Annotated in this window: 12 protein-coding genes; 1 reads left to right on the forward strand and 11 read right to left on the reverse strand. The window is 29.8% G+C overall.

The features are described 5' to 3' along the window. Nucleotides 1-41 precede the first annotated feature (41 nt). From KQI38_RS10965 to KQI38_RS10990, 6 genes are all read right to left on the reverse strand, one after another. Complete coding sequence (locus KQI38_RS10965; protein WP_216559351.1) at nt 42-677, reverse strand: response regulator; 636 nt, start codon at nt 675-677, stop codon at nt 42-44. 79 nt (nt 678-756) lie between these two features. Then, on the reverse strand, nt 757-1,425 hold the full coding sequence (gene trhA, locus KQI38_RS10970; RefSeq protein ID WP_094904119.1) for a PAQR family membrane homeostasis protein TrhA: 669 nt from the start codon (nt 1,423-1,425) through the stop codon (nt 757-759). Between the two features lie 186 nt (nt 1,426-1,611). Next, nucleotides 1,612-2,361: a type I methionyl aminopeptidase gene (gene map, locus KQI38_RS10975; protein ID WP_216559353.1), complete on the reverse strand. Its 750-nt coding sequence runs from the start codon at nt 2,359-2,361 to the stop codon at nt 1,612-1,614. Between the two features lie 53 nt (nt 2,362-2,414). Beyond that, nucleotides 2,415-3,359: a tetratricopeptide repeat protein gene (locus KQI38_RS10980; RefSeq protein ID WP_338114462.1), complete on the reverse strand. Its 945-nt coding sequence runs from the start codon at nt 3,357-3,359 to the stop codon at nt 2,415-2,417. 160 nt (nt 3,360-3,519) lie between these two features. Continuing rightward, nucleotides 3,520-4,332: a nitroreductase family protein gene (locus KQI38_RS10985; protein WP_216559358.1), complete on the reverse strand. Its 813-nt coding sequence runs from the start codon at nt 4,330-4,332 to the stop codon at nt 3,520-3,522. Nucleotides 4,333-4,393: 61 nt separating this feature from the next. Then, a complete protein-coding gene (locus tag KQI38_RS10990; RefSeq protein WP_094904115.1) occupies nt 4,394-4,951 on the reverse strand; it encodes a phosphatase PAP2 family protein in 558 nt (185 codons plus the stop codon). Between the two features lie 172 nt (nt 4,952-5,123). On the opposite strand from KQI38_RS10990, the gene KQI38_RS10995 reads away from it, so the two are divergent. Then, the gene (locus KQI38_RS10995; RefSeq protein ID WP_216559360.1) at nt 5,124-6,989 is read left to right on the forward strand and encodes an ATP-dependent helicase; all 1,866 of its coding nucleotides are present in this window, start codon (nt 5,124-5,126) and stop codon (nt 6,987-6,989) included. 268 nt (nt 6,990-7,257) lie between these two features. Here the strand turns inward: KQI38_RS10995 and KQI38_RS11000 are convergent, their stop codons facing one another. The 5 genes from KQI38_RS11000 to KQI38_RS11020 all read right to left on the reverse strand — a co-directional run bounded on the left by KQI38_RS11000 (nt 7,258) and on the right by KQI38_RS11020 (nt 12,534). Next, complete coding sequence (locus tag KQI38_RS11000; RefSeq protein ID WP_216559362.1) at nt 7,258-8,325, reverse strand: GerMN domain-containing protein; 1,068 nt, start codon at nt 8,323-8,325, stop codon at nt 7,258-7,260. Between the two features lie 228 nt (nt 8,326-8,553). Next, nucleotides 8,554-9,279, reverse strand: coding sequence for an HAD family hydrolase (locus tag KQI38_RS11005; protein WP_216559364.1), 726 nt, complete (start codon nt 9,277-9,279; stop codon nt 8,554-8,556). A gap of 283 nt (nt 9,280-9,562) precedes the next feature. After that, nucleotides 9,563-11,422: an oligopeptide ABC transporter substrate-binding protein gene (locus KQI38_RS11010; protein ID WP_216559366.1), complete on the reverse strand. Its 1,860-nt coding sequence runs from the start codon at nt 11,420-11,422 to the stop codon at nt 9,563-9,565. Nucleotides 11,423-11,439: 17 nt separating this feature from the next. Then, nucleotides 11,440-12,372, reverse strand: a complete 933-nt coding sequence (locus KQI38_RS11015; RefSeq protein ID WP_216559368.1) for an ABC transporter permease — start codon at nt 12,370-12,372, stop codon at nt 11,440-11,442. Nucleotides 12,373-12,384: 12 nt separating this feature from the next. Beyond that, nucleotides 12,385-12,534: an ABC transporter permease subunit gene (locus KQI38_RS11020; RefSeq protein WP_276515577.1), complete on the reverse strand. Its 150-nt coding sequence runs from the start codon at nt 12,532-12,534 to the stop codon at nt 12,385-12,387. Between the last annotated feature and the right edge of the window lie 6 nt (nt 12,535-12,540).

Genomic DNA, 12,540 nt, shown 5'->3' on the forward strand with positions numbered 1-12,540 from the left:
CCTATAGATTAAAAAAAAACTGTGATTGTTAATCACAGTTTTTAGTCTTTAATTAATACTGCCAATTGAGTTCTATCTCTCAAGTCTAACTTATCTAATATTTTTGTTATATGATTTTTAACAGTTCCTTCTGTTATATATAGGATATTTGCTATTTCTTTATTAGATTTTCCCTCTCCAATTAATAGTGCTATTTCATATTCTTTTTTAGTTAACTCTTTAAATATATGTTTATCTAGATTGCCTTGTGCAGCATTATTATACGTCATAGCCCCTAACATCTTCTTAGCTACATCTGGTTGTAACAGTACGTTTCCTTCATATACTGTTTTTATAGCCTTCACCAAATCCTGAGACGATATATCTTTGAGTAAATAACCATCTGCACCATTTTTCAAACCTTCAAAGATATACTCATCTTCATTGAAAGTTGTTAGTATTAATACTTTTATATCATGATGTTTTTCTTTAATTATTTTCGTAGCCTCTACTCCGTTCATAATGGGCATTCGTATATCCATTAATATTAAATCAACTTGTATTCTATCTATTAATTCTATGGCCTCTTTACCATTAGTAGCTTCACCTACTAAAGTTATAGTATCATAAAGACTCAGCATCATCGTAAGGCCTTCTCGTATTAAACTTTGATCATCTACTATAAGAACTTTTATCATGATAAACCCCTTTTAAAAACATTACTTATTTTAGGTATTCAAGACTCATCCTGCTTTTATTTTAATTGTTCATTATATTCTAAGTCAAATATAGTATTATCCCTACAAAATGAACTACCGATGCTGCTAATACAAATAAATGCCATATAGCATGGTGATAAGGAATCTTTTTAATACTATAGAATATAGTTCCTAAAGTATATAAAAGTCCTCCTCCTAATATCCAAATAAAAAATCCTACAGAGGTCATTCTAATAATTGGTTTTATAGTGAATACTGCTATCCATCCCATACCTATATATAGACTCAATGACAATGCCTTAAATCTATCAAATTTTCCAAAGGTAAAAATTTTAAATGCAACACCAAATACTGCTATAGACCATACAGCAACTAGTATACCAATCCTTAAAGCTCCTTTCATAGTAAGAAGTGCAATAGGAGTGTAGGTTCCAGCTATAAATAAAAATATAGAGGAGTGGTCAAATACACGAAGTATTTTCTTTGCTTTTTCGTTAGGTATACTATGATATAATGTTGATGATAAATACATCAAAGTCAAACATGCACCATATATGCTAAATGCAACAATTGATATATTATCTCCCTTCCTTATAGAAATTACTAGTAATACAATTAAAGATGCAATACCAAATAATACTCCTAATCCATGAGTAATTCCATTTGCAATTTCTTCTTTAACTGTATATTTCTTACTCAATAATTGAACTGGATTTTCTTTTTTCATCGTTTCACCTATCCTTTCTATAATCAACTAACAATTAACGATTAACAATTAACAATAAAAAAATTGGAATAAATTAAATTCTTAAAATGATATTGATCTTTTAATCTTTAATCTTCTAATTATTTTTTGACAATTGCTAATTGATAAAATTGTTCTTTGTTAATTGTCATCTGTTAATTATCTTTTTCAGTCTTGCTCTGTTAAAATCATTGGTCCCTCTTTTGTAATGGCTATTGTATGCTCATATTGTGCTGATAACTTTCCATCAACTGTTCTAGCAGTCCATTCATTATCATCCATTTTCATACGATATGTCCCTACATTTATCATTGGCTCTATAGTTATAACCATTCCTTCAACAAGTCTTTGTCCCCTACCCGGTATTCCATAATGAGGAACTTGAGGATCTTCATGCATTTTTTTACCTATACCATGACCTACGAAATCTCTGACAACCGAATACCCATAAGATTCTACAAAAGATTGTATAGCATAACCAATATCTCCTAGTCTATTGCCTACAACTGCCTGTTCTATTCCTTTATATAAGGCTTCTTTAGTTACATCTAATAGTTGCTTAGCTTCATCTGATACATTCCCAACAGAATAGCTCCAAGCAGAATCAGCTAGCCATCCATCTATATTGACTACCATATCTATAGTCACTATATCACCTTCTTTTAAAGGTTCTGGTCTTGGATACCCATGACAGATTTCATCATTTATTGAAGCACAAGTTGCATAAGGATAGCCATGATATCCTTTTTGTTCTGGATAAGCATTATGTTCCTTTAAATAATCTTCCACGAATTTATCTATCTCCATAGTCGATATACCTGGTTTAATCATCTTTCCTATTTCCTTATGCAGTCTTGCTAATAACTCTCCTGATTTTTTCATATTCTGTATTTCTTGCTCTGTTTTTAATATAATCATTTAATCTACCTTCCTTCATATATCATAATATTGTTTATAGTAAATAAATCCTATTAATCTTTATTATTTTCTTTATCTATTATCTTTAAAAACTCCTTATCTCCATATAAACTCTGAAAATCATTATCAGTTTTTATAAATTCTACTATTTGCGGCAACAGTGTTACTGCTTTTTTTAAGTCTTCCAAGGCCTTTTCTTTATCATCTAATATTGAATAGCAGCAAGCTCTATTATAATATAAATCATGAGCCTCTGGGTTATTATTTATTCCCTCTGTTAGCAATTCAATAGTATCCCCATACCTTTTTTCTTCTATATAAATGGCAGAGACATTTAGATATGAATAGGAATATTCAGGATTAATGTCTATCGATTTAAAATAATATTCTAAGGCTTTGTCATTATTCTCCATCGCTTTGTAAATAACACCCATATTAAACAATGCTTTATAATAATTAGGCTCTAAATCTAAACTCTTCTCTATCATCTCATAGGCCTTATTGTACTCTTCCAATTCTTCATATATAGATCCTAAATTGTTCAAAGCTATATGATCATCAGGCACCAATTGAATTACCTTATTATAATATTCTATAGCTTTGCTCTTTTGACCTTTTTCATCAAATATATTAGCCGCATAATAATATGCTCTGTCATAGTATGGATCTATATCTATTGCTTTATGATAATATTCTAAAGCTTTATCTTTATCTCCTATCTTTTCATATGTCATGGCTATACCGTAATATGCCCCTGCTTCATCAGAATCAATTTCCGTTATCTGTTCATATGTAGATAAAGATTTTAATGCATTATCTAATTCATCATGGACTTCAGCAATATTATATAATATTGCTATTGTATCTTCTATACTTCCTCTAAATTTTAATGCTTTTTTATAAAATTCAATAGATTTTTCTTTATCACCATTAATATATGCGTTTTCAGCTAATAACACATAATTATATTGTCTAGTATATTCTTTTATTTCTCTCACCAAAAAAACACCTCTTAATTTCTATACTATATATAGTCTATCACATTTACGCCAAAAAAGTAGAGAAAATGTTATTCCTCTACTTTTAATGCTCTCATTGAGTTTAATATGGCTAATATAGATACTCCAATATCAGTAAATACTGCTTCCCAAGCTTTTCTTATAATTTTAATTCTGCTATATATCTATAACAATCATTTCCTTCTTCTACTGTGTTACTCACTAATTGCCATTTACTATTCAAGCCTATAGACTCTCCTAGAGATTCAAAGTAATACATTACTATTCCTGCATCTATAAGATTTGGTTCTTCTCCTTTATTATATTTAATCAATAATGTCACTTTATCTCTTTCAAGTAAAAATCTCCAAGGTTGCTTGTTTAGAGTTGATGGTGCAAATCTTATATAATAAAATAAATCACCTAGTCCCCTATTTTCTAAATCATCAACATTTGCGTGATTTCCTATTTTATCAGTAAAAACTATTTCTTCAACACCAATCCTATCACTAAAACTATCATTTATAAAAGGATTTCTCGCCTTTCCGTATCCTATAGCTAAAATATAATTAATTTCCCCTACCATATCTCCAAATATATCTTTTTTAGTATCCTTGCCTACGTTTCCTACACTTACCCAGCAAGTATCTAATCCCATAGTGTTTAACTTTGTTATAAGCTTTTCCATATAATATGAACCATAGATTGTATTTCTATCTTTATCATCTATTAACTCAAGTCCAATATAGTGTGGACTTTCAATCATTACACCTGAATATCCCCCAATTCCTCTTAAACCTTCATATAATTTCTCACCATATTCATATAATTTAAACTTTAAATTTCCAGTACCATATTCTCTTTCCAATGAATCTAAGTATAATTTAATCTCATCTAATATATCACTATTTATCTTTTTATTCTTGAATTCTCTCACTGATTTTCTTTTCTTCAAAAAATTAGTCATTAACATACCAAAACCCCCTCAATATAAATATATAGTATATATACCACTATTGTAATTTTCTAATCTATCATTTTAGTCCCAGACTTTCTGCCAAGGTATAGATATATTCAAGTAGGTAAAAATGTATAACTAAAGCCGTACCAATGCCTAATAATATACCTGCAGTCACATCTGTAGGATAATGAACTCCTAAGTATATCCTTGATATACCAACGATTATAGCAATAACAAATACTACAATAGATAATTTTGGTATATTAAGTGCTATAGTAGTAGCAATAGAAAAGCTTGCAGTAGTATGTCCTGAAGGAAATGAATAATCTTTTAAATTTATACCAAAGGTGTTTAATTGCTCTATTATCTTATATGGTCTTTCTCTACTTAATATTCTTTTGAGTGCATGGACTATTATTTGACTAATAGTTAAAGCTCCAAGAGCCTCAAGTCCTATAAGTTTAACATTGCTGCTTCCTATTAATATTAGAATTAAAACTAAGAGAGAAGAAAATACCGCTCCCCCTAGATTTGTAGCTCTATACATTATAGCATCCAAATATCTATGTTTCATTTTCCTATTAATTATGTTAATAAAAAGATCGTCGAATTTTTTTAATTTATTTTTCATTTTTTCACCTTTAATAATAGAATTTATTGTAGAAATTTGTCTTTTACTCCTAATATTATATTGTAATTTATTATTACCCACTTATCAATAATTTTATTGATTTATATATCTATACTACTTATTTCTTTTTTATGTTAAAATATAGAAGATAAATTCAAAAGTAGGTGTAGATATGCATTTAAGTATAGAACAAGAACGAGCCATACAACATAAGGAAGGTCCTGCTTTAGTATTAGCTGTCCCAGGTGCAGGTAAAACTACTGTATTAATACATAGAACAGTAAATTTAATATTAAACCATAGAATAAGTCCTGAAAGGATATTATCAATAACATTTAGTAAAGCTTCTGCCAAAGACATGAAAGAGAGATTTAATAAAATGTTTTTAGACTTATCACCTATTCAGGTTCAATTTTCTACAATACATAGTTTTTGCTTTAGTTTAATTAGAGAATATGCATATATAAACAAAATTAAATATACTTTGATTGAAGAAGAAAAGAATCAACTTAATAAATATAACGTAATTAAAAAAATATATTTTGCAGCAAACCAAGATTATATCACTGAAGAAAAGTTAGAATCACTTTTAAACTCCATAGGATATATTAAAAATATGATGCTTACGGTCGATGAATTCTTAAAAAACAATAAATCTGATATTGAGAATTTTAAAACCATATATAATACTTATGAAAAATATAAAAGAGATAATAATCTCATAGATTTTGATGATATGTTAACTACTGCTTTAGAGATTCTTGAATCAAATAAATATATATTGGAAAAATATCGTGCTAAATATGATTTTATTCAGATAGATGAAGGACAAGATACTTCAAAGGTACAAATGGAAATAATAAAATTATTAGCAAGTCCCAAAAATAATTTATTTATTGTAGCAGATGATGACCAATCTATTTATGGGTTTAGAGGGGCATATCCTAAAGGATTACTTAACTTTAATAAAATTTATTCCAATGGGAAGTTATTCTTTATGGAACAAAATTATAGGTCATCAAAGAATATTGTCTCTGTTTGTAATCAATTTATTAAAAGAAACACATTGAGGTATAATAAGAATATTTCCACTGATAATAATTTTATTGAGCCTATCAATATAGTAAAAGTCAACTCAATTGCTGAGCAGTATAAATACTTAGTGGAGGATTTGAAAAATAGAGAGTTATCTAGATGCTGCATTTTGTATAGAAATAATTTGTCATCCATAGGCATTATTGAACTGTTTGAGAGACATAAAATTCCCTTTTACATGAGGGATGTTAAAGTTAGATTTTTTAATCACTGGCTTATACAGGATATAATAAACTTTATAATATTTTCTCAAGATACTAGCAATATGAGTATATACGAGAATATCTATTATAAGAAAAGAGGTTATATATCAAAAAAACAAATTAATTATGCTAAAACCTTGAATTATAGTCTTTCAGTCTTTGATAGAATAATGGATTTTCCTGGAATATCTAATTTTTATAAATCAATTCTTAAAGAGCTAAAACTTGATTTCAAAAAACTTTCAAAGATGAGCCCTAGCGATGCAATAAATTTTATTGAATATGACTTAGAATATGAGAAATATCTTAAGGAAAATTCTATGAAGTTTGGATATACCTATGATGTTTTAAAGACTACTATATATTTTTTGAAAATTATAGCTAGTAATACTAATAACTTAAACGAACTAACCAATAGATTAAAATATCTAGAATATCTGTGTAAAAGTTCTAAAAATGTTAAGGATGCTATAACTTTATCTACTGTTCACTCTGCTAAAGGCTTAGAATTTGATAGGGTATATATGATAGATTTAGTAGATGGTGATTTTCCATCTATATCTAGCATCGAAGCAGTTGAAAAGGGTAAGTATGAATTAATAGAAGAAGAAAGACGACTATTTTATGTTGGGATGAGTAGAGCAAAATACCATCTATCTTTAATTACTCTAAATAATCTTGGTGGAAAAAGTGTAGAGCCTTCAAGATTTTTATTAGAGCTAGAAAAAGGGAAATCTTAAGCTTTCTCTTTTTCGCTATAAAATGTTATAAAAATTTGTTATTTTTTAGTTTTTATAACATTTTTAAGAGTAAAATTTTATTTATTTGTAATACTATAAATGCAGGAATAATTATTTGAAAAAGGAGGGAAATGGTGGTAATGGCAAAGAATAAACAAAATAATCAAAAGAGAAAAAATGAAAACAAACAAGAATCAAAAAGAGATGACAACAAAAACGAAGATGACAAATAAATAAATGAAGGTCCTCATCACTAGAGGACCTTCATTTATTTATTAAACTCTTTTACATCTACATCATCCACACTAAAAGATTCTCCAGGCTTTATCCCGATATGACCAGATTCATAAGGGCTTCCCTCAATAGTTATATATACCTTTTCCACGTCATAAAACTTCCCCAAGGTATTTACTATAGACTTTAATATCTCTAATTCCAAAGAAGAACCAGCATTCATATCTATTAATAATTCCTTTGAAAAATCTACCTCTAAAGTCCATGATTCTCGATTTAAATGTATTTTGTTTATATTAGTATTTTTTGAAATTGGAGAAATCAATTTACTTGATGGGGGATTTTTCATAATGTTTGCTAAAATTTCCTCAATACTATCATTGGTTCCAAATTCCATATCTTGTTCTATATATGCTGTACCAATATCCTCAGATGTTGGATAATAGGATAGTATTTCCATTTCATGTTTACTATTTTCTATTTCTTCTAATAGAGTTTTAACTTCATATTCTCCATCATTATATATTCTTGCCACGAGGCCTATATCTTTTGCATAGTACTCTTTTTGATTTCTACCATCTTTAAACTCAGTAGTCACTTCTAATGCATTATAAGTCCCAGAAGGTGTTTCTATTTTTCTATCTAAGCTAGTTATCTCCATTGTACTTCCTTCATCATTTGACCAAGTATTTCCAACTTGCAATGGTTCCTTTAGAATGGTATTACTACTATTTGTATTAGCATTTAACATATTTTCAATATGATAAAATTCCCCTTCTGCAAATACTTCTGTTAACGCTCCATCTTTATATTCCATAACTTTTACAAAAACAGTACCTGGATTCATGATTTTCATCTGTGCTCTATTTCCTTCAACAAACTCTATAAAGGTCTTTTGTTCAGCATATTCATTTCCTATACCTTCATAGTCCATAATAGTATTTTCTTTAAAAGGGTAATAGTCAGCTATTGTTAAAATCTCCTTTGTTGATATTTTTTCATCACCTTTGATATTACTTTGATCTTTAGATATAACTTGTTTACATCCAATTAAAGAAAAAATTAATAATGTTATTAATAATAAGGAAAATAATTTTTTCATAATATCACTCCTATAACTAATTTGTCCAACTATAACTTCATTTAGATTATATCCTCTTTTACTATAATTATAATATATTTCTATAAAAAAGTCTTTACGATAATATTACAATCTAACTTGGTTTCAACTGAGACTCGTGAGTTATAAAAAAATCAAACCTTTATCTATACTCAAGGTGGAAAAATAGCTGTGACCTTAAGTATAGTAAAGGTTCTTTGTTTATATTTTCTATAATATTTCTGCATCTGGGTTTAATTTATATATGACATTTTTTCTTTCTACTATAATAGATATCTTGTTTGATAATTCTTCATCTTCTCTTATAGCTAAAAAAAGAGGTTTATTTGGATTTATAGCAATAGGATTTCCCACCATTCTAAGCATGGAGATATCTCCAGTAGTATCTCCATAGGCATAACTGTTTTCTAAGTCAACATTATACTTTGCTATCAATTCATTTAGAACTCTCTGTTTGCTTTCAGAATCCCACATCCTAACTATTTCCCCTGTAAACTTATTCTCTTCATCTACTTTATAAATGGTTCCTTTATACTCTGTAATACCATATTTTTCAGCCATCTTCGCTACTAAAAAATCTGGACTTCCAGAAATAAAAAATACCTTATGACCTTGGCTTTTATGCCATTCAATTTGATCTCTAGAATATTTATAAACCATATCACCATTGAGATTAATTACTTGTGATGCTATGAATTCTATATATGTCTTATTCACTCCCTTTAGCTCTTCAATATATACTTGTGCCAAAGTTTCTAAGTAAAGTTCAAAATCTCCAAATCTCTTTTCCCATTCTTCATAGACCTTTTTTACTCGAGTATACCAGATAGACGGGTCTATTACCTCATATTTGTTTAATTTCTTAAAATGCTCGATCATTAGGGAATTTCTAAATATGGTTCCATCAATATCAAAAAATGCTGCTATGTTTTTCATAATATCATCCTAACCTTTTTTTACTATTATATGAGTTATACCCATTTTTGCATAATTAATTCTATGTATGAAAATTAATTGAAAGAAAACCACTGGTTGATCTTTCTTTAGGTTTACAGCCAACTAAAAAACTAATATTACCAGAGTTAGAACTAACAGAAAAATATATGAATTTGACGTTTGCTGTGTGGTAAGGTAAGGTGATATTGTAATGTACCATCAAAATAAAGTCTAATGATAAAAATCATTAGACTTTACTTTAATTTATTTAATTAGAATCTTACTATTTTGCTTTTTCAGGAGTATCAGCTAATAAACCAACCTTCTCCCATCCCCAATCAGTATTCATAGGGTCTTTATCCCAGTAGGTAACTCTGTTATTAAGTGCTGTCAATTCAATTCTATAGTGAGTTGGAGCTACTATAACTTGCTCCATAGCATATTTTTGCCAATCATGATATGCTTTTACCATGTATTCATTATCCATTCCAGTTTCTCCAAATGCATCATTTGAATTAATAGCTGCAATTAATTTATCGTTTTCATCTGCTGCAAATCTTGTATAGTTAAACATAGCATCTCTTCCCCATAATCCTGATGGTTCTGGGTTAGATCCTACACTCCAAGCTGCCATGTATAAGTCTATATCTTCATTATCTTCTTCTACCATATCATAGAATGCATTCATCTCTATTAATCTACCATTCTGTAATACTACATCTAATCCAACATCTCTAAAGTTTTGAATATAGAATTGAGCTAATGGCTCAGCTATATCTCCACCTGACATTGAAAGATAGTTGATTTGTAGCTTGTTACCCTTTGGATCTTCTCTAAGTCCATCTCCATCTACATCTTTATATCCAGCTTCATCTAATATTTGCATTGCTTTTTCTGGGTTATATGGATAACCTTCTTGCTTATCATTCCAGAAACTAGCATGATATGGTGTAATTAATGCATTAGCAGGTATTCTCAAATTATTATAGAACAATTCTGCTACTTCTTCATTATTCATAGCATAAGCTATTGCTTGCCTTAATTTCACATCAGCTAATTTTTTATTTGGGTCTGGCATAACTTTTTTAGTTTCTACATCCCACTTTCCTTGTTTAAATCCTAGATATCCTAAAGATCTACTCATAGCTGATGTTAAAGTGATATTGCTTAAATCCTTGTACTCTGGATAACTATTAACATTGATTTTATCAACTATATCAAATGTTCCAGCCTTCAATGCTTCTACAATAGTATCTGAACCTGTTCTCTTTGCTACAATCTTATCTACCTTTGGTTTCTCTCCAAACCAATGTGGATTTGGAACGTATTCTACTGATTCTCCAGGTACTATATTAGATACCATAAATGGACCATAAGATAGTGGGCTTATTCTAACTCTGTCATGTCCTTCCATCTCATCTATTGGAATATCCTTTAGATAATGTGCTGGCTCAGCTTGATAGGTAAGACCTGCACCCCATAATATCGCTGGTGTAAACTCATAGAAGCTTACTTCAAGAGTTTTATCATCGATTCTCTTAAGTCCTGAAATAGTATCTGCTTTTCCTTGGTTATAGTCAAGCATACCTACAACATTGTGATAATCACTGTCAAATCTAACGCCTTTATAATCTTTGTGTCCTATACTATTGTATACAAAGATTAAATCATCAGAAGTCACAGGTACTCCATCAGACCAAGTTAAATCCTTGTGAATCTTGTAAGTAGCTGTTTTAGCTTCTCTGTCGAAATCAACATCACACCATCCACCATTTGCTATTTCTTTGTTTGGACCTGATCTCATGAATCCTGATTGTAGAGGCTCTGCTAATTGAGTATCTACAGCATTTGAAGATAAAAATGTATTGAAGATACCTTCAAAAGGTGTATCTGTTACTATAGCAACATTAAGTGTACCGCCTACTGTTGCTCCATCTTTTTTAATAGTCATTGGATGAGGTAGTACAATCTCACCTGCTCCTACATCAGGTTCGTCTTGTCCTTGATCGCCTTTATCTTCTGGCTGTTGAGACACATCTTCATTACTTACTGGTGGCTCTTGGTCTACCTTTTTACCACAGGATGTTAGTACAAGTACTAATACCAGCAGTAGTGGAATAATAACTTTCCAACTTCTTTTCATTTTAATTTCCCCCTTCTTTATCCTAATCTTTGTTTTGCGTCGGACGCCCTTTTAACAGCTTGCCCAACGTAATTTATACACAGCATCATTACTAGTATCAATAATGATGCAGGTAACCATAACCATAGTTTGCCTGTCATGGCACCTGGAGTTCTTGCATATGAAACCAAAGTTCCAAGTGATGGTGTCGCTGGCGGCAAACCAAATCCTAAGAAAGATAATCCAGTTTCAATTCCTATGTTCCCTGCAAATCCTAAAATCAACTCAACAATAATGATTGAACTAATATTTGGAAGAATTCCAGTAAGCATAATCTTAAAATCACTTGTACCCATTATCCTAGAAGCATTTATATAATCTCTTCTATTTTCCGATAATGCCTTACTCCTTACTAATCTAGTCATCCCAACCCAATAAAATATACTCATAATAAATATGAAATGCCACATAGTATATTTTGGAATTACAACTACGAAGGTAATGATAAGCATAGTTGTAGGCAATATAGAGATAAAATCACATACTCTCATTATAATACTATCTACCTTCCCACCATAAAACCCTACAATCAATCCCATGATCACTCCCGTTACAGAGGTCAGTATGGTAACAGCAAAGCCTATTAAAATGGAGTTTCTTCCACCTATTAACAATTGTCCTGCAATTGATCTTCCTCCAATATCTGCCCCCAAAATAAATTCTTTGCTAGGTGCATGATATTTATTTCTCAAATTTATCCTCATAAGCTCTTCTTGATCTATTAGAAAAGAACCTACTATTACAGTGGTAAAAATAATAACTAACATAATAAGACAGAATGTTGCCAGCTTATCAGCCCTAAATTCTCTTTTTATTACCTTCCAAAAGGAGGGCACCTCACTAACGGATTTTAATGTTTCTTTATCTATTTTAGAGGCAACATTTTTCACAACTTTTTTTTCTTTATTCATACCTGCTACCCCCTATTCTATCCTTATTCTTGGATCAACAATTGTCATAATTATATCTGACAATAAACTTCCAAGTAACGTCAATACACCAAATAATAGAACCAAAGCATTCATTACTGAATAATCTCTACTGGTAATTGAGGATATAAATAGTTCCCCCATGCCTGA

The sequence above is a fragment of the Tissierella carlieri genome (assembly GCF_018917285.1).
GTDB lineage: Bacteria > Bacillota > Clostridia > Tissierellales > Tissierellaceae > Tissierella > Tissierella carlieri.